This is a genomic window from Pantoea sp. GM_Pan_3 (genome assembly GCF_026541045.1).
Classification (GTDB): Bacteria; Pseudomonadota; Gammaproteobacteria; order Enterobacterales; family Enterobacteriaceae; genus Pantoea; species Pantoea anthophila.
Genome location: NZ_JALNVA010000004.1, coordinates 389,354 through 410,910, shown reverse-complemented (window position 1 = coordinate 410,910; position 21,557 = coordinate 389,354). Strand labels below are relative to the sequence as shown.

Annotated in this window: 20 protein-coding genes and 1 pseudogene; 13 read left to right on the top strand and 8 right to left on the bottom strand. The window is 54.5% G+C overall.

All coding sequences use genetic code 11. The annotated features are described in order from the left end of the window. The first annotated feature begins 32 nt into the window (after positions 1 to 32). The 5 genes and pseudogenes from OXR04_RS14620 to OXR04_RS14600 all read left to right on the top strand — a co-directional run bounded on the left by OXR04_RS14620 (position 33) and on the right by OXR04_RS14600 (position 6,040). Entirely contained in the window at positions 33 to 1,340 is a 1,308-nt protein-coding gene (locus OXR04_RS14620) for an ABC transporter permease subunit (protein ID WP_111207194.1), read from the top strand. A gap of 10 nt (positions 1,341 to 1,350) precedes the next feature. Further along, positions 1,351 to 2,202, top strand: a complete 852-nt coding sequence (locus OXR04_RS14615; protein WP_046102861.1) for a sugar ABC transporter permease — start codon at positions 1,351 to 1,353, stop codon at positions 2,200 to 2,202. A gap of 99 nt (positions 2,203 to 2,301) precedes the next feature. After that, a pseudogene (locus tag OXR04_RS14610) lies at positions 2,302 to 3,399 on the top strand (arabinogalactan endo-beta-1,4-galactanase); the annotation flags it as partial. A gap of 41 nt (positions 3,400 to 3,440) precedes the next feature. Continuing rightward, on the top strand, positions 3,441 to 5,501 hold the full coding sequence (locus tag OXR04_RS14605) for a beta-galactosidase (protein ID WP_111207192.1): 2,061 nt from the start codon (positions 3,441 to 3,443) through the stop codon (positions 5,499 to 5,501). Positions 5,502 to 5,725: 224 nt separating this feature from the next. Continuing rightward, a complete protein-coding gene (locus OXR04_RS14600) occupies positions 5,726 to 6,040 on the top strand; it encodes a glucose PTS transporter subunit EIIB (RefSeq protein WP_046102864.1) in 315 nt (104 codons plus the stop codon). Positions 6,041 to 6,145: 105 nt separating this feature from the next. Here the strand turns inward: OXR04_RS14600 and OXR04_RS14595 are convergent, their stop codons facing one another. After that, positions 6,146 to 7,408, bottom strand: a complete 1,263-nt coding sequence (locus OXR04_RS14595; protein WP_267371222.1) for a maltoporin — start codon at positions 7,406 to 7,408, stop codon at positions 6,146 to 6,148. Between the two features lie 265 nt (positions 7,409 to 7,673). Here OXR04_RS14595 and OXR04_RS14590 point away from each other — a divergent pair, with 265 nt between their 5' ends. After that, positions 7,674 to 8,744 carry a LacI family DNA-binding transcriptional regulator gene (locus tag OXR04_RS14590; protein WP_046102866.1) on the top strand — a complete coding sequence of 357 codons (1,071 nt, stop codon included), beginning with the start codon at positions 7,674 to 7,676 and terminating at the stop codon, positions 8,742 to 8,744. Positions 8,745 to 8,868: 124 nt separating this feature from the next. On the opposite strand, the gene OXR04_RS14585 is transcribed toward OXR04_RS14590, so the two are convergent. Beyond that, on the bottom strand, positions 8,869 to 9,642 hold the full coding sequence (locus tag OXR04_RS14585; RefSeq protein ID WP_267371219.1) for a hypothetical protein: 774 nt from the start codon (positions 9,640 to 9,642) through the stop codon (positions 8,869 to 8,871). 393 nt (positions 9,643 to 10,035) lie between these two features. Here OXR04_RS14585 and OXR04_RS14580 point away from each other — a divergent pair, with 393 nt between their 5' ends. After that, positions 10,036 to 11,283, top strand: coding sequence for a sensor domain-containing diguanylate cyclase (locus OXR04_RS14580; protein WP_009092713.1), 1,248 nt, complete (start codon positions 10,036 to 10,038; stop codon positions 11,281 to 11,283). Positions 11,284 to 11,354: 71 nt separating this feature from the next. Here OXR04_RS14580 and OXR04_RS14575 read toward each other — a convergent pair whose 3' ends face one another. After that, entirely contained in the window at positions 11,355 to 11,735 is a 381-nt protein-coding gene (locus tag OXR04_RS14575) for a helix-turn-helix domain-containing protein (RefSeq protein ID WP_009092712.1), read from the bottom strand. A gap of 98 nt (positions 11,736 to 11,833) precedes the next feature. Between OXR04_RS14575 and OXR04_RS14570 the strand changes: the two genes are divergently transcribed. Next, complete coding sequence (locus OXR04_RS14570; protein WP_058957224.1) at positions 11,834 to 12,562, top strand: SDR family oxidoreductase; 729 nt, start codon at positions 11,834 to 11,836, stop codon at positions 12,560 to 12,562. A 77-nt stretch (positions 12,563 to 12,639) separates the two neighbouring features. Here OXR04_RS14570 and bla read toward each other — a convergent pair whose 3' ends face one another. After that, on the bottom strand, positions 12,640 to 13,536 hold the full coding sequence (gene bla / locus OXR04_RS14565) for a class A beta-lactamase (protein WP_111207189.1): 897 nt from the start codon (positions 13,534 to 13,536) through the stop codon (positions 12,640 to 12,642). A 160-nt stretch (positions 13,537 to 13,696) separates the two neighbouring features. On the opposite strand from bla, the gene OXR04_RS14560 reads away from it, so the two are divergent. Continuing rightward, positions 13,697 to 14,566, top strand: a complete 870-nt coding sequence (locus OXR04_RS14560) for a LysR substrate-binding domain-containing protein (protein WP_267371210.1) — start codon at positions 13,697 to 13,699, stop codon at positions 14,564 to 14,566. Between the two features lie 72 nt (positions 14,567 to 14,638). Here OXR04_RS14560 and OXR04_RS14555 read toward each other — a convergent pair whose 3' ends face one another. After that, positions 14,639 to 15,124 carry a glutathione peroxidase gene (locus tag OXR04_RS14555; RefSeq protein WP_267371207.1) on the bottom strand — a complete coding sequence of 162 codons (486 nt, stop codon included), beginning with the start codon at positions 15,122 to 15,124 and terminating at the stop codon, positions 14,639 to 14,641. Positions 15,125 to 15,309: 185 nt separating this feature from the next. Continuing rightward, a complete protein-coding gene (locus tag OXR04_RS14550; protein WP_058957222.1) occupies positions 15,310 to 16,110 on the bottom strand; it encodes an SDR family oxidoreductase in 801 nt (266 codons plus the stop codon). A gap of 300 nt (positions 16,111 to 16,410) precedes the next feature. On the opposite strand from OXR04_RS14550, the gene OXR04_RS14545 reads away from it, so the two are divergent. Further along, positions 16,411 to 16,920, top strand: a complete 510-nt coding sequence (locus tag OXR04_RS14545) for a GNAT family N-acetyltransferase (RefSeq protein ID WP_267371201.1) — start codon at positions 16,411 to 16,413, stop codon at positions 16,918 to 16,920. Here the strand turns inward: OXR04_RS14545 and OXR04_RS14540 are convergent, their stop codons facing one another. After that, on the bottom strand, positions 16,921 to 17,400 hold the full coding sequence (locus OXR04_RS14540) for an Lrp/AsnC family transcriptional regulator (protein WP_267371199.1): 480 nt from the start codon (positions 17,398 to 17,400) through the stop codon (positions 16,921 to 16,923). Positions 17,401 to 17,837: 437 nt separating this feature from the next. On the opposite strand from OXR04_RS14540, the gene OXR04_RS14535 reads away from it, so the two are divergent. Beyond that, positions 17,838 to 18,464: a LysE family translocator gene (locus tag OXR04_RS14535; protein ID WP_267371197.1), complete on the top strand. Its 627-nt coding sequence runs from the start codon at positions 17,838 to 17,840 to the stop codon at positions 18,462 to 18,464. A 156-nt stretch (positions 18,465 to 18,620) separates the two neighbouring features. Here OXR04_RS14535 and OXR04_RS14530 read toward each other — a convergent pair whose 3' ends face one another. Further along, entirely contained in the window at positions 18,621 to 19,103 is a 483-nt protein-coding gene (locus tag OXR04_RS14530; RefSeq protein WP_267371194.1) for a DUF2938 domain-containing protein, read from the bottom strand. A gap of 73 nt (positions 19,104 to 19,176) precedes the next feature. Between OXR04_RS14530 and OXR04_RS14525 the strand changes: the two genes are divergently transcribed. Both OXR04_RS14525 and OXR04_RS14520 read left to right on the top strand, forming a co-directional pair. Further along, positions 19,177 to 19,575 (top strand): MerR family transcriptional regulator, encoded by a 399-nt coding sequence (locus tag OXR04_RS14525; RefSeq protein ID WP_267371323.1) that lies wholly within the window; start codon positions 19,177 to 19,179, stop codon positions 19,573 to 19,575. A gap of 335 nt (positions 19,576 to 19,910) precedes the next feature. Further along, the gene (locus OXR04_RS14520; protein WP_033736842.1) at positions 19,911 to 21,251 is read left to right on the top strand and encodes an MFS transporter; all 1,341 of its coding nucleotides are present in this window, start codon (positions 19,911 to 19,913) and stop codon (positions 21,249 to 21,251) included. The last annotated feature ends 306 nt before the right edge of the window (positions 21,252 to 21,557 follow it).

Here is a 21,557-nt window from a genome sequence, read left to right as displayed (position 1 = left end):
ACGGGATTACCCTACAGGATAAGGATCAGAGAGTGGCTATATCTTCCGAGGAACATCTGGTGACGGCCAGGCGTCCGCGTCGTCATGCGACGACCGGTGCACTGCTGGCACTGCTGCCTGGCTTCGGCCAGTTTTACCACCGCCAGTGGGCGAAAGGCGTCTGCTTTCTGATTCTGCTCAGCAGCTTTGCCGGCATCTTCCATGATTTTCTGCGAGAAGGATTCTGGGGTCTCTACACGCTGGGTGAAGCGGTGCCGCGTGATAACTCCATTTTCCTGCTGGCGGAGGGAATTATCAGTGTGCTGATAGCCGCTTTCGGCGTGGCGATCTGGGGGTTGTCGGTGCGCGACGCCTGGATCAATGGCGCTAAGCGCGACAGGGGAGAGCCACTTAACAGTGTGCGTCAGCAGTATCAGCTGCTGCTGCGTGACGGCTTCCCCTACCTGATGATCTCGCCGGGCTTTATTCTGCTGGTGTTTGTGGTGGTGTTTCCCATTCTGTTTGGATTCGCCATCGCCTTCACCAACTACAACCTCTATCACACGCCACCGGCGAAGCTGGTGGACTGGGTGGGTTTCAAAAACTTCATCAACATTTTTACGCTGTCAATCTGGCGCTCCACCTTCTTCGATGTGCTGCAATGGACCGTGGTCTGGACGCTGCTGGCGACCACGCTGCAGTGCACCGTCGGCGTGATGCTGGCGATTCTGGTCAATCAGAAGGACCTGCGCTTTAAGCCGCTGATCCGCACTCTCTTTATCCTGCCCTGGGCGGTGCCGGGCTTTGTCACCATTCTGGTATTTGCCGGGATGTTTAATGACAGCTTTGGCGTAATCAACAATGCGATTCTCGACTTCTTTGGCATCGCACCTAAAGCCTGGATGACCGACCCGTTCTGGACTAAAACCGCGCTGATCATGATGCAGACCTGGCTCGGCTTCCCGTTTGTGTTTGCGATGACGACCGGAGTGCTGCAGGCGATCCCTGAAGATCTCTATGAGGCGGCAATCATGGATGGGGCCAGCGCCTGGACACGACTGAAAACCATCACGCTGCCGCTGGTGCTCTACGCCATTGCGCCGATCATCATCACGCAATACACCTTCAACTTTAATAATTTCAACATCATCTACCTGTTTAACAATGGTGGTCCGGCGGTGGCGGGATCGAATGCCGGCGGCACCGATATCCTGGTGTCTTGGATCTACAAGCTCACCATGTCGTCGTCGCAATATGCCATCGCCGCCACGATCACCATTCTGCTGTCGATTTTCGTGGTAGGTCTGGCGCTCTGGCAGTTCCGCGCGACCCGGTCGTTTAAACAAGATGAGATGGTGTAAGGGAGCAGTTATGGCGAAGTCCGGCAGTATTAAACGCGAAAGGTGGATACGCCTGTCGCTGACCTGGCTGGTGGTGCTGGCCGTCTCGACCATCATTATCTATCCGCTGGTCTGGACGGTAGGCGCATCACTGAATGCGGGCAACAGTCTGCTCAGCAGCGCGATCATTCCGGAGAATGCGTCGCTGCAGCACTACCGCGACCTGTTCAACGGCACGGTCCCTTATCTGACCTGGTACTGGAACTCGATGAAAATCAGCTTCCTGACCATGGTACTGACGTTAATCAGCGTCAGCTGTACCGCCTACGCCTTTTCCCGCTTTCGTTTTAAAGGGCGGCAGAATGGCCTGATGCTGTTTCTGCTGCTGCAAATGATCCCGCAGTTTTCGGCGCTTATCGCGATTTTCGTCCTGTCGCAGCTGCTGGGATTAATCAACAGCCATCTGGCGCTGGTGCTGATCTATGTCGGCGGGATGATCCCGATGAACACCTGGCTGATGAAGGGCTATCTCGACTCGATTCCCAAAGATCTGGATGAGTCGGCACGTATGGATGGTGCTGGCAATCTCCGCATCTTTGCAGAGATCATCATGCCGCTGTCGAAGCCGATTCTGGCGGTGGTCGCGCTGTTCTCCTTTACCGGACCGCTGGGCGATTTCATCCTCTCCAGTACCATTCTGCGCACGCCGGAGCAGTACACGCTGCCGATTGGCCTCTACAACCTGGTGTCGCAAAAAATGGGTGCCAGCTACACCACCTATGCGGCCGGTGCCGTTCTGATCGCCTTGCCGGTCGCGGTGTTCTATCTGGCCCTGCAGAAATACTTTGTCTCCGGCCTCGCCTCAGGCAGTACAAAAGGATAAATCATGTCACCAAAACGATTATTTCTCGCCCTGGCGCTGGCCTGGGCGACGCCGCTGCTCGCCGCCGGACAGCCAGACATCGCCTCTGCCGGACCGTGGCCTGCCGATTTTATCAGAGGGGCGGACATCTCTTCGCTGGCAGAACTGGAGCAGCAGGGCGCGAAATTCTACAACGCTGCGAATCAACAGCAGGATGCTATCGCCATTCTGAAAGCCAGCGGTATCAACACTATCCGGCTGCGGTTGTGGGTCGATCCTAACGACGACAACGGTCACACCTATGGCGGTGGCGGTAACGATCTGCCGACCACGCTGGCGCTGGCGAAGCGTGTCAAAGCGGCAGGTCTGAAGCTGTTACTCGACATACATTACAGCGACTTCTGGACCGACCCCGGCAAGCAGTTCAAGCCTAAAGCCTGGCAGTCGCTGACCTTTTCCCAGCTGGAAGTAAAGGTGCATGACTACACGCGCGACACCCTCGCCCGCTTCAAAGCAGAAGGCGTGATGCCGGATATTGTGCAGATTGGCAATGAGCTTAATGGCGGCATGCTCTGGCCGGAAGGCAAAAGCTGGGGCCAGAACGGCGGTGAGTTTGATCGGCTGGCGGGCCTGCTCAAGGCAGGCATCAGCGGGCTGCGTGAAAACCTCAGCGATCCGCATCAGGTGAAGATCATGCTGCATCTGGCTGAGGGCACCAAAAACGATATGTTCCGCTGGTGGTTCGACGAAATTGTTAAGCGCGATGTGCCGTTCGATGTGATCGGACTGTCGATGTACACCTACTGGAACGGCCCCATCAGTGCACTGAAAGCAAACATGGATGACATCTCCCGGCGCTACGACAAAGACGTGATGGTGGTGGAAGCCGCCTATGGCTACACACTGGAAAACTGCGATAGCGCTGAGAACAGTTTCCAGGCCAGAGAGGCGCAGGCAGGCGGTTATCCGGGCACGTTCGCAGGGCAGGCGGCTTATCTGCATGACCTGATCACAGCGGTACTGGCGGTGCCGGATCATCGCGGTAAGGGCGTGGTGTACTGGGAACCGGCGTGGATCCCCGCGCCGGGTAATACCTGGGCCACGCCCGCAGGCATGAAATATATCCACGACGAATGGAAACAGGGTAACGCCCGCGAGAACCAGGCGCTGTTTGACTGTCACGGCAAGGCCCTGCCTTCGCTACAGGTTTTCAATTAACTATCAGCGTTGACGCTGATCTCTTCCTCTGAGGAACAGGTATGAATAAATTTCCCCCGCTCAGCGCCCGGGTTAACCGGCTGCTGCATGGTGCTGACTACAATCCGGAGCAGTGGATGCACCAGCCGGGCATTATTGATGACGATGTCGCGATGATGAAGCAGGCGAACTGTAACGTCATGTCGGTGGGTATCTTCAGCTGGGCTAAGCTGGAGCCGGAAGAGGGACGCTATGAATTTGGCTGGCTGGATGAAGTGATCGATTCGCTCTGGCTGGAGGGAATATCTGTGTTTCTTGCCACGCCCAGCGGAGCGCGCCCGGCCTGGATGTCGCAGGCTTATCCGGAGGTACTGCGTGTGGGGCGCGATCGCATACCCGCCCTGCATGGCGGCCGTCATAACCACTGTATGACCTCACCGGTGTATCGTCAGAAGGTGCAGGCGATAAACAGCAGACTGGCGGCGCGCTATGCGCATCATCCTGCGGTGATCGGCTGGCATGTCTCTAACGAGTATGGCGGGGAGTGTCACTGTGACCGCTGTCAGCAGGCCTTTCGCGGCTGGCTGCAGCGCCGCTATGAGACGCTGGATAATCTGAATCTCGCCTGGTGGAGTGATTTCTGGAGTCATACCTACAGTGACTGGTCACAGATTGTGTCGCCAGCGCCGCAGGGTGAAATGTCGATCCACGGTCTGAATCTGGACTGGCGTCGGTTTATGACCGATCAGGTGACGGACTTCTGTCGTGAGGAGATTAAACCGCTCAGACAGGCGAATCCTGACCTGCCCGCGACCACCAATTTCATGGAGTATTTCTACGACTACGATTACTGGAAGCTGGCATCAGCACTCGATTTTATCTCCTGGGATAGCTATCCGATGTGGCACAACGTCAGGGATGAGACCACGCTTGCCTGTTATACCGCGATGTACCACGACTTGATGCGCACCCTGAAACAGGGCAAGCCCTTTGTATTAATGGAGTCGACGCCAGGCGCAACGAACTGGCAGCCGACCAGTAAGCTGAAGAAGCCGGGGATGCATATTCTCTCTTCCCTGCAGGCAGTGGCGCATGGTGCGGACGCGGTGCAGTATTTCCAGTGGCGCAAGAGTCGGGGTTCAGTTGAGAAGTTTCATGGTGCGGTGGTCGATCATGTCGGTCATCTTGATACCCGCACCGGGCGTGAAGTCAGAGAGCTGGGCCGGATGCTGGCAGCGATGACGCCGGTCATGGGCAGTCGGGTTGAGGCGCGCGTCGCGATCATTTTTGACTGGGAGAGTCGCTGGGCGATGGATAACGCGCAGGGACCACGCAATCTGGGCCTGCATTATGAGCGCACGGTGAACGAACACTATCGTGCCTTCTGGGAGCAGGGAGTGGCGGTGGATGTGATTAACGGCGACAGCGAACTCAGCGGCTACGATCTGGTAATTGCGCCGATGCTCTATATGGTGCGTGATGGTTTTGCAGCACGGGCCAGGCAGCATGTGGAGCGCGGCGGCCATTTTGTCGCCAGTTACTGGAGCGGCATCGTGAATGAGAGCGATCTCTGTTACCTCGGAGGATTCCCGGGTCCGCTGCGGCCATTACTCGGCATCTGGTCAGAAGAGATCGATAGTCTGACGGATGAGGAGTTCAACGGCGTGCGCGGGATACGCGGCAATGAGCTGGGGCTGAGCGGACCTTATCAGGCGCGCGAGCTTTGCGAGCATATTCATCTGGAAGGGGCGACGGCGCTGGCCAGTTACGAGAGTGATTTTTATGCCGGAACGCCAGCGGTGACCGTAAATCGGGTAGGTCAGGGTAAAGCGTGGTATATCGCGTCGCGTAATGATCTGTCGTTCCATCGGGATTTTTATGGTGCACTGATTAAGCAGCTGGAATTACCGCGCGCACTGCCGATTGAGCTGCCACCTGGGGTGGTCGTTCAGCGGCGTACCGATGGTGAACAGGCGTTTCTGTTTGTGCAGAACTTTACTGGCCAGACGCAGCAGGTGTTATTGCCTGCCGGGCTGAGCGATTTGATTGATGGCACACCCATGACAGGATCGTTGATGCTGGCAGCGTGGGGATGCCGTGTGTTGAGCCGACCGCTGGAGTAGGGAGAGCACAGGCTCAGGGGGCCTATGCCCCCATCACTTTAAGAGATGGCATTCTCTGCAGGAAGAGTGGGGTTTTGCTGTTGATGCAGGGCTGGTTTTTTAGAGGCCGAGGGCAGGAAAAGGCTATCTTCTGCGGGCAGTCACGGCATGGCCCGCTCGTTTTCGTGTATCAGTCGTGAGTGGCGGGCAGCAGCCCGCCTTTTTATCCTCTGAAGGAGAACAACATGGTGAGTCTGAAATCGTTTAAGCAATATTTCAGCCGGCAGCCGATTACGGCACAGGAGGTTGAAATAGACAACGCGCTACTGGAGCGGCTTGTCGAGTGCTTTGGCGGGCGTGACAATATTCAGCAGGTGGACGCCTGTATAACCCGGCTGCGGGTGAAGGTGACCTCACTGAAGGCGGTGGATACGGCGGGATTACAGAAGGCAGGGGCAATTGGCGTGGTCATTCTGGGACAGGAAGTCCATGCGATTTTTGGCAGGCAGTCCGACCCGTTGCGTCAGTTGCTGGAAGAGCGTTTCTTTCAGCCGGAGTGAGACACTGTTCTGAATCCAGGACAAAAAAATGGATAACCGTCGCCGGTTATCCATAAAGCCCCTGCATAAGAGCTTAACAATGACTCCAGGGAGGCGATGGCGCAGTTACCACCAGGCTTCGACCTGTACGCCGAAGTTCCAGGTGTTATTACTGGTGTTGTCTTTAAAGCTGTGTCCATCTTCTGAGTCATTCAGATAAGAGGCAAACAGGCGCAGTTCCGGACGAGACATAAATTCTGGACCGGCTGCCAGACCCAGTGCCAGCGTATATTTCTGTCCTGCTGCTTTGTAGTCGCTGCCCACTTTGTTTTCGTCTTTCTGCCAGAAGCTACCCACTTCGCCGATGCCGCGGACATATTGCGTAAACTGATACTGACCGCGACCCACCAGCGACAGCAGGGTACTTTTACTCGTCTGGGCGGTGATATCGTCTGCTGATCCCCAGGTAAAGACCTGGTTCAGGGAAAATTTGTCGGTGACCGGCAGCAGACCGGTATTGATCACGCGGTAGCCGCTGGCGTTGCGGGTATCGTTATACATGTCATACCAGCCGCCGCCCTGCGAAATCATGTTCTGCGCCAGACCTTTATTGGCGTACTGGAACACCAGTTTCTGGTAGCCGCCCCACATGTCCTGGCTGATTTCACTGGTGAGCATGACGCCATTATCCGCGTCATAAAGACCACCATATTCCTTCTGTTTGTTGGTGGTGTTTGGCATGGCGTAATCAATACCAAACTCGGTCCAGGCTCCACTCCAGGGTTTCCAGCCGGCATAGCGCAGATCCAGGTAGTTAATGTTGACGTCGTTGTCGCCATCGACGCGGTAATCCACATCATTGGCATCGCCGCGAATCCAGGCAAAAGAGACAGCACCCGGACCCAGCGTGTAGTTTTCGATACCGGCACCCGAACCAGAGATATTCCAGTACTTTGTATCAATAATGTGCAGGTCATGACGCTGATAGTAGCGTTTACCGCCCCAGATCACGGCATCTTTGTCACCCGGCACCAGTCCTTTGATCTGCAGATTAAGCTGACGCAGGCCAAACTGAGCATCGTCACCGAAGGTGGTTTCGTTATCATTTGAGCCGTCGGAGAACATACTGACCATGGTGTCGACATAAAAACTGACATCATCCTTCTTGTAAACCTCACTGCCCAGTTCGACCTCGCCGTAAGTATCCGCTTCGTTGCCGAGACGGCCGACTTTGTTCTTTTGAAACTCTTCAATACCGCCATCCTGCGATACGCCCACCCCACCACGGAGATAGCCATGGAAATCAATGTTGTCGATAGCGGCATAGAGCGTCGGGGAAGTCAGGGCCGCAGCAAGCGCCACGGCAGCAGTACGTAACCTTGTTTCCATGTTATCCTCAGTTTTATTTGTAATACGTTCACATGACAGCGGCAGTAAACGCTTTTTGTCAGATGAGTGACAAATAAAATCGCGATAATGTGTGAGGTACTGCAAATAAAGCGGCGCTATTTGTAACGATTAGTGAATCAGATCACCAAATCTCAATATGTGAAGGTATTACTTTTACTTTTTATTCATGCAATGTGACAGCGGTGGGCTGGCTGACACCACGGCTGTGATACCATTCCGCCATTGGTCATCAGGGATGCGAATTATGAAATCAAAAAATGCCACCTTAGAGGATGTCGCCCGCCACGCTGGCGTCTCGTATCAGACGGTTTCGCGGGTTTTGAATAAGTCGGCAAACGTTTCGGAATCAACGCGGCGCAAGGTGGAACACGCTATTGAAACCCTGCGCTATGTACCTAACAGGCTGGCACAGCAACTGGTAGGTAAGCAGAGCACTACGCTGGGTCTGGTGACCACCTCGCTGGCGTTGCATGCCCCCTCGCAGGTGGCCGCTGCGGTTAAACGTTATGCTAATGCTGCTGACTACCAGGTGCTGATCGCCATGATTGATGAGAACGTCAATCAAAGCCTCCAGGATTGCATCAATGAGCTGAAGTCTCAGCGGGTGGACAAGGTGATCATCAACGTCCCGCTGGAGAGCCACGATGCTGAGCAAATCGTGCAGGAGAATGACGATATCCTATGTCTGTTTCTGGATGTCGATCCTTACAGCGCGGTGTTTAACGTTTCGTTTAACCCGGCTGACGGCACCCGTGCCAGCGTTAAATATCTCTATGAGCAGGGCCATCGCGAGTTCGCCCTGCTGGCCGGACCCGAGCAGTCGGTTTCAGCAAATCTGCGTCTGAAAAGCTGGCTGGATACGCTGGAGAGTTACCGTCTGAAGCCCGTCAGCATCAGCCACGGTAACTGGGACGCACAGAGTGGTTACAACGGTGTACTGCAGCTGCTGCGGGAAGCGCCCGGATTCAGCGCACTGCTGGTGGGCAACGATCAGATGGCGCTGGGTGTGCTGAGCGCGCTGCATCAGCGCGGCGTGGCGGTGCCGGGCCAGATCTCTGTGATTGGTTATGACGACACCTATGAAAGTGCGTTTTTTCATCCGGCGCTGACTACGGTGTCGCTGGACCTCGATTTGCAGGGCAAAGAGGCGGTTGCAAGGCTGTTGCTGGCCAGCGAACAGGATGAGCAGCGTTCTTCCTCGATTCTGCCGGCTAAACTGGTGGTGCGCAGTTCGACCGGTATGGCCGGACAGCAGCAGCGGGATTTAAAGCAGATAGCAGAACAACTGCGCCTCATCGCCAGCCGGCTTGAGTAGCCAGCCGGCATATTCTGTAGCCAGAGCAGGTACACCTGTTAACGGCAAATCCAGAAAAGCCGCCGGTGCAGGCGGCTCTGATAAGGACTGAAGCTGGCGTGTGCCCGTTTTTCCGGTCGCGCGGTTAATGCGCGGTGGCGGTGTTCGCGGCCGGGCGCTGGGGCAGCAGCATCAGCAGCGCGATGATGATCAGGCCCAGCGTCAGCGAGGCACCGTAGCGACTCAGCGCGAGCCCGCCCGAGGCAAGCGGTTTATCCAGAAAATCGCCCACCACTGCACCCAGAGGCCGCGTGAGGATAAAGGCCGCCCAGAACAGCGCAGTGCGCGAAAGCGAGGTAAAGCGACTCGCCGCCCAGATAAGCGCCAGCGCACCTGCAAACAGCAGAATACCGCCATCGTAACCCAGCCCTTCACTGTCTGCCGCCCAGTCACCTAATGCCGTGCCCAGCGTCTGGGAAAACATGATGGTCACCCAGTAGAAGGTCTCAGTGACGCCATTGTTCACCGAACTGACCGCCACCGTGCCGCAGGTTATTTTCCAGAGAAACAGAGAGAGGGTCAGCAGCGTGATCAGCAGCAGAGTGCCACCCGGATAGCCAATATTCAGGGAGCGGTCGGCAAAATCTGCCAGCGTGGTGCCCACCGTGGTGGTTGCCACCACGGTGAACCAGTAAATCCATTTATTGAAACCGGGACGGTTAATCTGCACCACCACCGCGACCAGAAAGATAATGGCGAAAATCAGCGTACCGGTCAGATATCCCAGATTCATTGACATGGTTACCGCATCGCCGCCGGTTTCACCCAGGGTTGTCGCCGCGATTTTGGTTAACCAGAATGCCGCGGTTACGGCAGGCACTTTACTCAGAGAAAGCGATGCTGTGTTGTTATTTTGCATAGGGTCACGCTCCGGAAAAAGCCCAATATGAGCTAACAGAGCAGGGATGTTATAAGAGTATTCTTAAGGAAAGATGAAGCGCCGGAAAGTGGGGCAGTTAACGCGACAGGGCTAAAGATTCCGGCCTGATGAGCCGATAAACAGGAGCTGATACCTCAGAGACTGCACCCTGTCATAAACGTTCTGCGCACATCCCTGTAAGGATCGCGGCCTCAGAAACAACGGCCAGCCAGGTCCGGGCGCCCGCCATGCGCGATGGCCGGTTTCGCCACAGGCTCACCCAGTGACTGTCGCCTCCTGCCGCGTCAGACGGACATTTACGGTTATAATCAGGTCTGTAGCGACGAGTATTGAGCTTGTTTAGTATCGTCAGCAACATCGGAGTCGGCCGCCATGAACTTAATGATTAAACCCTCTTTCACTGCCGTCTGGTCTACAGACGCTCAGGGTATCTGCGTTGCCAGTCAGGAAACACCGGCTGGCCTGATGCCTGCTCTGAAGGGGGTGACGCTGAGTTCCTGGCTGGAACTGGCGCAGGCTGACGATGATGCAAAGATCGCGCTGCAGCTGACCGCGGCGCTGGAATATCTGACCCCTTTCTACTTTGAAGTGCCTATCCACTGTCTGGACGGTGAAACACGCCGCGTCGTGGTTTCCGGCCTGCCGGACAGTCTGCCTGGCACCTCCCACCAGAAGTACAACGGCTTCATCCTGGATGTGACTGCGCAGCGTAAAGCGCTGGAGGATGCGGTGCGCACGGCGGCGGAATATCGCCTGCTGATCGAGAACAGTACCGATCTGATTGCCCATTGTGATGCGAATGGCAGATACGTCTCGATCTCGCCCTCCTACAGCGAAATGATAGGCTGGAGACCTGAAGAGGTGGTTGGTCAGTTGGTGGTCGATTTCCTGCATCCTGACGATCGCGAATCTGCCTCGGCAGCGCTGGCACATATCTTCAGCGGCGGAATGCTGCCGGATGTGGTTGAAGTACGTAAACGGCATCGTGACGGCCACTACCTCACGCTGGGCACTAAAGCCTGTGGCGTCAGCAATCCCTCTTCAGGCAAAAATATCGGTGCCGTGCTGGTTTCGCGTGACATCACGCGTGACAAGGAAAGGATGCGCAATCTCGAAGAGCTGGCGACCCGCGACCCGCTGACCGGGCTGCCTAATCGCGCCTGGATTAACGAGCAGATTGGCCGAATGCTGGCGGAGACAGAGGACCCGGCTTTCACCACGGTGATGTTTATCGATCTCAATGGATTCAAGGCAGTGAATGATCTTATGGGCCATGCGACAGGGGATGCCTTACTGCAGCAGGTCGGTGAACGACTGCAGCGCTGCATGCGCCCGGGCGACTCGGTGGCCCGGATGGGTGGCGATGAGTTTATTGTGGCCGCAAAGTGCAGTCATCGCGGGGTGGCATCGGCCATCGCCCTGCGCATTATTGACAGTCTGGAGGCCCCCTTCGTCATTGATAACATGGACGTGCGCATCGGTGCAGCGATTGGCATCAGCCTGGCCCGCTTCGGAACGGCGACGGCGAAAATGCTGTTCGAGCGCGCCGACAAAGCGATGTATCAGGCTAAAGCCCGCCGCGATGGCTCCTATCAGTTTTTTGAGCAGGCAGCCCTGTGATCACTGGCTGTACGAATCCTGTCAGCCGCTGCGCTTAGCGCCATCTCACTCCTGTCTCCCGCACTTGAAGATCACGTCTGCTGTCCCGGCTCACGCTCATCATACCCCTCCTGAGCCTGCTGCATGGTTTCGCCATGTTGCTTCGCCCAGTTGACCAGCGCGACAAACGGGTCCTGCAGGGTTCTGCCCAGAGGCGTGATCGCATACTCCACCGCGACAGGTGAGGAGGCGATCACGTGCCGGCTTATCAGTCCGTTTCGCTCCAGACGGCGTAATGCCTCAGTCAGTGATTTGTGAGTAATGGGATCGAGCCTGCGCTTAATGGCATTAAATCGCGACGGCTGTGAGCACAACACGGTCAGGATTAACACCGACCATTTATTGGCAACCTGTTCCAGGATCGGGCGGGTACTGTTGATCTCTGCCAGCAGAGCGGTGATATCGGTGGCCATACGGTTTCCTCAATGATATCTGGTGTACATCAGGTGCGTAATTGACACTAAATATACGAAATGTATCATCCATCGTTCAACCTCTTTACGGAGTGGCAATGATGAAACTGAGTGGAAAAGTGGTTCTGGTGACCGGTGGCAGCAGCGGTATTGGTCTTGCCATCACTCGCCGTTTTGTACAGGAAGGCGCACGGGTTTTTATTACCGCCCGACGCGAAGCTCAGCTGGCAGAGGCGGTTACGCTAACCGGCGGTCAGGCTGAAGCGATAGCGGGTGACCTGACGGATGCCAGCGATCTCGTACGTTTGTTCGGGACGATTCAGGCCAGAGCCGGTCGCCTCGATATCCTGGTTAATGCTTCAGGTGTGGCTGTACCGGCAAACCTGGATGAGACCTCAGCAGAGCATATTGACCTTATTTTTGGTCTGAACGTTCGTGCCATGGTGCTGACGGTACAGCATGCTGTCAGGCTCATGGAGGAGGGAGGGGCCATTCTGCTGATCGGTTCCATTGCGGGGGGAATCGCCAATCCGGGTTATGGAACCTATTCTGCCAGTAAGGCCGCTGTTCGCGCTTATGCCCGCACCTGGAACAGCGAACTGGCACCGCGCGGTATCAGGGTCAATACACTCAGTCCGGGCCCGACGGATACGCCGATGTTCGACCAGGCCAGCGATGAGGTAAGGCAGGCACTGAGCGCGCGAATACCGGCAGGGCGGCTGGGCGATCCGGATGAAGTGGCTGCAGCGGCCCTGTTCCTGGTCTCGGACGAAAGCCGTTACATCTGCGGCAGCGAACTGGTGATTGATGGTGGCATGACGGCCTGACGGCCCTGTGCTGAAACCGGTAAACCGGCCGGCCAAGGCCGGTTTTGCTCACAGAACAGCTCTGAACCTGTCCGTCTTTATTGCTGGACAGCGCCCGCAATCACTCTGGCTGCGCTGGCGAGCACATCTTTACGCGCGGCGGCGTTTTTATCGTGCTGCGTAAAGTAGGTGGTCAGGACGAGGGGGGCATGATTTTTCGGCCAGATAACGGCGATGTCATTGGTGGTGCCGTAGTCGCCACTGCCGGTTTTATCGGCCACTATCCAGTCTGCCGGAAGGCCCGCTTTAATACTGGCTGCCCCCGTGGTATTGCCCTTCATCCAGGCTGTCAGTGTGGCTCTCTGATCGTCTTTAAGCGCAGAACCTAAAATAAGTTTGTTAAGACTCGCTGCCATCGCTGAAGGGGTAGTGGTATCGCGAGGATCACCCGGAATCGCGGTGTTGAGGCCTGGCTCATTTCTGTCCAGCCGGAACGTCGTATCACCAAGGGTTCGCGCAAACTGCGTGGCATGCTGCGGGCCGCCCAGATACGCCAGCAGCTTGTTCATCGCCGCGTTATCGCTGTATTGCAGGGCCGCCGCGCTCAGCTCCGCGAGGCTCATTGCGGAACCGATATGCTTCATGGTGACAGGATTGTAATTCACCATATCGTGCTGACTTATATGAATTTTCTTATTAAGTAAAGTATCAGCATTTTTATTTTTTTTTAACTCTTCGCTCTTTTTTAATATCGCAGCAACGGCCATCACCTTACTGGTACTGCACAGTGGAAATCTTTCGTTGCCGCGCCAGGAATATTGCGCACTATCAGACGTATCAATGACGGCCAGGCCGAGCCGGCCTCCGGATTGACGTTCAAGTTTCTCAAACTGATTGTTCAGGGATTGCTGATCGAAAGCCGCATGTGCTGACGCTGAACATCCCGCTGCGGCGAATAACACTATTCCGGCCAGGCGGTTTTTAAATTTATTCATTATTAAACGTTCCCTATACAAAAATTAATTAAATCTGAATTGTCACAAGGCCGTGACTGAATATCGTTCCCCTTAATTACGGGCTCCAAAATAAATCAGTTTTCCGGTGAGTCAAAACGGTATAAATTGATGCCAGTCATAACTTTTTCTGGGGGCTATAGTGAAAGGGGATATTCCGCTTAACGCTCTGCGTGCATTTGAAGCCTCTGCCCGCCACCTCAACTTTACCCGGGCAGGCATGGAACTGTTCGTTTCGCAGGCGGCGGTCAGCCAGCAGGTCAGGCTGCTTGAAGAGAGGTTAGGGATCACATTATTCAGAAGGCTTTCGCGTGGTCTTGAAATGACCGATGAGGCGCGATTGCTGTTTTCTGAGATTTCTGATGCCTTTCATCGGATTGAGAAAGCCTATCGTCAGTTTGAAGGGGGAGAAGTCAGGGAGGCGCTCACGCTCTCCTGTGTCGGCACCTTTGCATTGGGCTGGCTTCTGCCGAAAATTGACGATTTCCGGCAACGCCATCCCGCAATCGAACTGAGTATTCAGACCAATAACAATGTGGTGAGCATCGCCGGTGAAGGTGTCGATTTTGCTATAAGATATGGTTCTGGCAACTGGTCGGCATCACATAATCAACTGCTATTTGATGCACCGCTGACGCTATTATGCCGGCCAGATACGGCGAAAAGACTTAACCGGCCTGAGGATATTACGGGCGAAAATTTATTACGCTCTTATCGTCATGAAGAGTGGGAGAACTGGTTTGCTGCGGCGGGTATTCCCCCCTTCAGAATTAACGGGCCTGTTCTGGATTCATCGCGTCTGATTATTGATGCCGTATTGATTACCGGGGGCGTTGCGCTGGCACCGGAAATCATGTTTGAACCCGAAATAAAAGGCGGGCTGCTCGTCAGGCCTTTTGATATTTATTCCGGCAATGACGGATACTGGCTGACCTGGCAAAGAGCCCGGAAAATGACGCCGTCGATGCAAATATTTCGTGAGTGGATTATTCAGACCATTATCAGACATTAGCGCGCCTGATATCGCTGCGCTTCAGAACAGGGCAGAAGCCTGTCGGCGGGCGTCGATCTTCAGCAGGCGCGCTCATCGCCCTGGCAACGCAGCGACAATGGCCGACTCCATCTTCTCCGGGGCGGTGATGGGGGCGAATCGTTTTAGCGGTGTGCCGTCGGATCCAATCAGGAATTTCGTGAAGTTCCACTTGATTCGGCCACCCGGAATGCCGGGTAACGCCTCTTTCAGATAACGAAACAGCGGGTGTGCCGCGGCCCCGTTGACCTCCACTTTGCCGAACATCGGGAAACTTACGCCGTAGTTGATATGGCAGGTCTGTGCGATATCGTCAGCACTGCCGGGCTCCTGCCTGCCGAACTGATTGCAGGGGAAACCCAGTATCACCAGTCCCTGATCGGCATATCTGCGATAAAGGGTTTCCAGGCCAGCATACTGCGGTGTGAACCCACAGCGGCTGGCGGTGTTGACCACCAGCACCGTCCTGCCTGCGTAGTCTGCCATGGAGGCCGTCTGACCGTTCAGAAGCGGGGCCGTAAATTGATAAAAGGACGTCATGTCGGAAACCTCAGAACAAAACCGTGTAAGGCGTGATTGTCGCATGGCGCAGCGGGCGTATCACCTGCTGAGCGGCAGCCACCGCAGAGACAAAACGCCCGGAGAATGCACTGCTTCGGGCGCCGGTCACTGCCAGGGGGGCGGATAAAACCTGCCGCCCTGATCCTCTGCGCGAGGCAGAGGAATCAACCGTTGTCGCGGAATCCGGGATAAAGACTCATGCCGCCATCTATAAAGAGCGTCGTGCCATGAACGTAATCGGAAAGATCGCTGGCAAGCCAGACTACCGCATTCGCCACATCTTCAGCCGCACCGATGCGGCCATAGGGGATCAGTTTTAACAATGCTTTGCCCGCCTCACCCTGGGTGGTCTCCTCATTGATGGCGGTCGCGATAGCGCCAGGCGCAACCGAGTTAACGCGGATACGCGCCTCACCCACCTCCTGCGCCAGCGTTTTCATCAGCAGGTCTACGCCGCCTTTGGAGGCGGCATAGTTAACGTGTCCGGCCCAGGGAATGAGCTGATGAACCGAACTCATATGAATAATCTTCCCTGCCGCTCTGCTGATCTCCGGACTGTGTCCCTGATCGCGGAACTGGCGCAGCGCAGCCCGCGCGCACAAAAACTGCCCGGTCAGGTTTACATCCAGAACGGTATTCCACTCCTCCAGTGTCATATCGATTGAGGGGGCATCTTTCTGCAGGCCTGAGTTAGCCACCAGAATGTCCAGTCTGCCAAACTCAGCAAGGGTCTGCGCAAAGAGATTGTCGACATCCGCCTCTTTCGACACGTCGCCTTTCACTGCGATGGCACGACCGCCACCGGCCCGGATTTTTTCTGCCAGCTCTTCGGCAGGCTCGGCCTGACTGTGATAATTAATCACCACAGCGGCCTCTTCCTTTGCGAGGGCTTCTGCACAGGCATAGCCGAGGCCTGAACTGGCACCGGTCACCAGCGCAACCTGATTTTTAAGAGATAGATTCATGAGGCTTCCTTATTCAGTAAAGAGTCAAATTATGTTGTGACCGGCCGTTCTGTTCTGTGCATCACTCAGCGGGAGCTGCGCCGTAAGAGGCTGGGGCACTCAGCTGTTTTTTTGCCACCAGACTCTGCGTGAGGCGGAACCGCGACCTCTCGCTGCCACGATTAAAAAGGGCGCAGGGTGATGAATCACTGAATTATAGATGCGAAGTAGAGGCTTAGCCGTGAATGCGCGACGAGCCCTCATCCGGGCATTGTGAGACGGGGCCAGTCTTATTTATCCGGTGCATGAGTGCCAGGGGGGATGTCGCTGACCGGATTTCGTTTTATTCTGACGGTTAAAAGAAAAACGGAGGCTGGCATGATTAGGGTAGAAAAAGCCGATCCCTGCGCCCCGGAGTCGCAACGGCTGATAAATGCGCTTTCAGCCGAGCTCGCGGCGATAACCGGCGATGATGGCAGGCGACACTTTGCAATGGCTGCTATGGATGAGGAGAGGGCGCTCTGGGTGGTGGCCAGAAATCATCAGGGTGTGGCTGTCGGCTGCGGCGCTATCCGACCGCTTACAGAGACGGTTGCCGAACTGAAGAGAATGTATTCAGACCGCAGTGACGCCGGGATCGGCAGGGCATTACTGACTTTCCTCGAAGAGTCGGCGCTGGGAATGGGATACACGGAAATCTGGCTCGAAACCCGTGCTGTGAACCATAAGGCTGTCCGTTTTTATCAGAACAGCGGATATAACCGCATCGCAAATTATGGGCCCTACATAAACCGGGAAGAGGCGGTGTGCTTTGCTAAGGTGCTATCGTAGTCATCCTTGCACAGACGCTTTATTTACAGGATAAGTAACGAGTGGTTTGATCTCTTTAAGGACAAACATACTCTGCATCTCTTTGATTCCCGGCAATCTGCGCACTACTGACATGGCAAAATCGGCATAGGAATCCAGATCCGATGCGACAACCTGCAGAAGGAAGTCGGCATCCCCACCGATGCTATAACAGGCCACAACGTCCTCAAGCGCCGTGACTTCCTCTTCAAACTTTCTGGCCTGCGCTTCACTGTGGCTGTCAATGACTACCCGAATGAAAACCATCACGCCCAGACCAATCTTTTTGCGATCCAGAACAGCGCGGTAACCCTTGATCACTTCATCTTCTTCAAGCCTGCGCACTTTGCGCCAGCAGGGAGAAGCTGAAACGTTGATCTTCTCCGCCAGTTCCTGATTGGTGACGCGCGCATCGTTCTGCAGAACTTCCAGAATCTTCACATCTGTCGAGCTGAGTGCCATTTAGGGAAATTCCTTTCTTAATGTAATCAATAAGTGGTTATTTCTACCTGAAAACCTGCGCCGGGTAAATGAGATAGGTGACTCTTTCCTCTTTGTTTACGGCATAATTGATTCACCGTTCAGGAGAGATAAGGCAGGATAAGATCCTGTTCAGAGGTCATGCATACTCTTCTCTTTCTCAATCACCTGAATTTATTTTCTGGCTCAAGGCAAAAAAAGAGGGTTTTAAACCTGACTCTTCTCATTATGACCTGCATAAGAGTCTGCTTTACGCTATGCAATTTAAAAGCGGGTGTCAGAGTTTTAATTTCCCTGGCTCCGTTAATTTTCTCTGAAGCGTTCTGGTGGTGTCCAAAACAATAAAGATTATTGCTACATGAATTAGCGGCGCTTTTAATCCGCCGTCCCTCTCTCTTCTATTAAAAACAGGAATAACGATGTCTGGAATCGCTCAGGTAATTTCTTATGTTGCAGCTCTCGGTCTGGCTGCTGCCATCCCCGGCCCCGGAATGACGGCGTTGGTTGCACGTAGTGTCTGTGGGGGTGCTGTTTCCGCTTTTGCTATGCTGGCAGGACTTATTCTGGGGGATTTGATCTATTTAACACTGGCGATATTCGGTCTGGGGGTGATTGGGCAGACAAATGACACTATCTTCACCCTGATTAACTATGCTGCTTCACTCTATTTATGTCTGCTCGCATGGCAGTTCTGGTGCAGTCAGCCGGAGGCGATAAATATTGCACAGAAAACGACAAACAAAGAACTGGCAACAGCCTGGTTTTCAGGGCTGACCCTAACACTTGGGAATCCCAAAACTATCGCTTTCTATCTGGCGATACTGCCTCTTGTCATTTCTCTGGATAATGTGTCATTAAAAATGTGGGGAGGAATGCTGGTGCCCGTGACCGTATTGGTCCTTTTAAGCGTTGGCGCGGTTTTTATTCTTGCCGCGCTCAGAATACGCCATCTGCTCACCAGTGAAAAAGCGCAACGACGCCTTTTTCGTCTGGCCGCATCCATTATGATTCTGGCTGCGTCTGGAATGGTAATAAAGAATCTTTAACTTCCGGTTATATATCCGCAACCCGCTCCCCTGAGAATCGTTGAATGAATGGGCGCTCTGTTCTTCCGCAATCTTAAAGAGCCACTTGCCGTTTTCGGTCAGGAGAATGCAGTGGCATCAAATGCAGCGCGTTTCAGGCAGAGCCTCCATCCGACGCTAATAAGTCAGCAAGGTTGTGATTGAGAGTCCGCATCCATACGCTATATGCATAAGAAGGCTAAGCAGTCGGGCTCGCCAGGGTCGGGGCGTCCGCGATGCCGCGAAGCCAAAACCCAGCGCGGGCTGAAGCACGATAAAGGGAGCGAATAGCGTCAACAGACCAGTCAGCAGAGCCGTCCTGAATGAGGGATTATGAAACCAGGTCGATCCATCCAGAATAAGCGGTATAAAAGCAAAAAGTACTCCTGTCAGATAATGAAATAACCAGCCAGTGACACGTTCTCCCTGCACCGGAGCTGTTGAGATGATCGTGTTATGCCGGAACTTTCCTTTTGGTATCCACAGAATCCAGCGGCCTGCCAGCGCATAATTTAAAGGGGCAATTTTAATAATGTACTTCTGGAAGAGTGACCAGAGATCCATAACAACCGTTGCGCCGACACCGCTGATTAGGGTCTGAAAAAAAGTCATGCTGTCCATATTTGGTATCCTTGCTGTCTGGAATGATAAGCTGGTTGGCAGTGTGCAACTTAAAGTCGGGTTTAAGTCAACGATGGAAGAACTGGATATACGGGATGTCGCAGACCTTTCAGGTGTGTCACCTTCAGCCTTACGGTTTTATGAGAAGAAAGGGCTAATCAGGGCTGTGGGTCGCAACGGTCTCAGAAGGCAGTACCATAGCAATGTTCTGGTTAAACTGGAGCTGATTGCGCTGGGAAAGGCTGTCGGATTTACTCTTGATGAAATAGCCATGATGCTGAATGAGCAAGGCCGTATAGCTATCGACCGGGAGCTTCTTCTTCTTCGAGCCAGAGAAATTGATAGCACCCTTCGCCAGTTAAAGCGGCTGAGTCGGGGGCTTAAGCATGTTGCCCGCTGTCAGGAACAGGAACATATGCAATGTGAAACGTTCCGGGATATCGTGCAAAGAGGGCTCAGACTCCTCCGCTAGTCACTTTGAACTGCGCACACCTCTGTCAGACAGGGATTCAGAGTAACCCCCGCAACTTTCCCTGGATGACAGCCTTTGTTCTCATTACTCTCTCCCGTCGCATTAGCCCCGCAAAAAATCTGTCCGGTCTTTATCCTGGTAACGGCTTGCTCGTCACATAAACCAGATGTGCTGAATACTTTTTTGTGACAAATAACACAACCTGATTACATCTTCCGGCGGAGACGCTTTTTTATCGTGATAATGGTTTTACTGAGTACATTAATGTTTTACAGAGTACAACAATGCGTTTTGCGTATCACGCGCAAAACGATGACAAAAATGTGAGGATCATCATGTCTGAAAAACAGCACATCACGACTTTCTCTGCCGATATCGAGCAGCAGACCGTAAAAAAGGTGGTCTGGCGCATTTTGCCATTTCTGATTGTCTGTTATCTGATTGCCATTATTGACCGCGGCAACATAGGCATGGCTTCGTTGCAGATGAACGAAGATCTGGGGTTGTCCAAAGCGGTGTTTGGCCTGGCGAGCAGCCTGTTTTTCGTTGGTTACTTCCTGTTTGAAGTCCCCAGCAACCTTGCGATGCAGAAGATTGGTGCAAAGATCTGGATCTCGCGCATCATGGTCTCCTGGGGCATCATCTCGGTCTGTACGGCCTTCGTCGAAAGCGCCAATACGCTCTATGTTCTGCGCTTCTTACTGGGTGCCGCTGAGGCAGGATTTTTCCCGGGCGTCATTCTTTATCTGACCTACTGGATCCCTGGCAAATACCGTGCACGCGTCATCGCGACCTTCATGGTGGCTATCCCTGCCGCGAACTTTATCGGCTCACCTATCTCAGGTCTGATTCTGTCACTCGATGGCTGGCTGGGCATGCGCGGCTGGCACTGGCTGTTCATCCTGGAAGGCATTCCGGCCGTGGTGCTGGGTGTGGCCGCTTTCTTCATGCTGAGCAACCGCCCCTCTGATGCCAGCTGGCTGAATCAGGAGCAGAAAGCCTGGCTGAATACCACGCTGGAAGCGGAAAACGCGAAGAAAAAAGCGATTGGTCACATCTCCCTGTGGAAGCTGCTGCGCCATAAACATATCTGGGTGATGGCGCTGATTTATGCAGGTGCCTCGGCGGCAGGTTCAACGCTGAGCGTCTGGTCTCCGCAGTTGCTGAAATCTTTCGGTCTGGACAACTTCACTACCGGTTTAGTGAATGCGATCCCTTACGGTCTGGCTTCTGTTCTGATGATTGTCTGGGGCAGAAGCTCTGACCGCAGCGGCGAACGTCGCTGGCACACCGCGCTGACGCTGTTTTTAATCGCAGGCGGTCTGCTCTCGGCATTCCTGACCAACACGCTGACCGGCAGCGTCGTGATTCTGTCGCTGGTGCTGATTGGTGCTTACTCAATGAAAGGGCCTTTCTGGGCGCTGGCTTCGGGCTGGATGTCATCCACGACGGCTGCGGCGGGTCTGGCTGCTATCGGGGCGATGGCTAACCTGATTGGCGGAGGATTGATGGTTAACGTTTACGGCATCATCAATCAGGCCACCGGCAGTCACACCCTGGCAATGCTGCCACTGGCTGTGCTGTGCAGCGTCGGCGGCATCGCCGTGCTGGTTATGGGACGCACCAAAAAATTAAACATTGAAGTTGAGAATACCGCTTCACCCGTCAGTAAATAACGTTGTCAGCCCGGAGACGCTGCTCGCCGCGTCTCCGGGCTTCTCCCTTCACTCATCGTCCTGCCGCCTCTTTTTCCTGATCGATCTCTTTGTGTGCAACACCCCCTCGCTTACTCAACAGCCATGTTAACTCGCCCATCTTTTCACTAAGCCACGCCTGGCGCTCCTGTAAGCCTGTGGCGGGTTGTCATCCCCCCTGAATGCCATCTGACGAAAGCGGGCCGTATGCAGGGGCTCACCCTCGGCTGGAGGAAGAGTGGTGTAAGGAGCGCTTGTTCAGCCAGAAGGGAGGTGCTGACAGTGAGT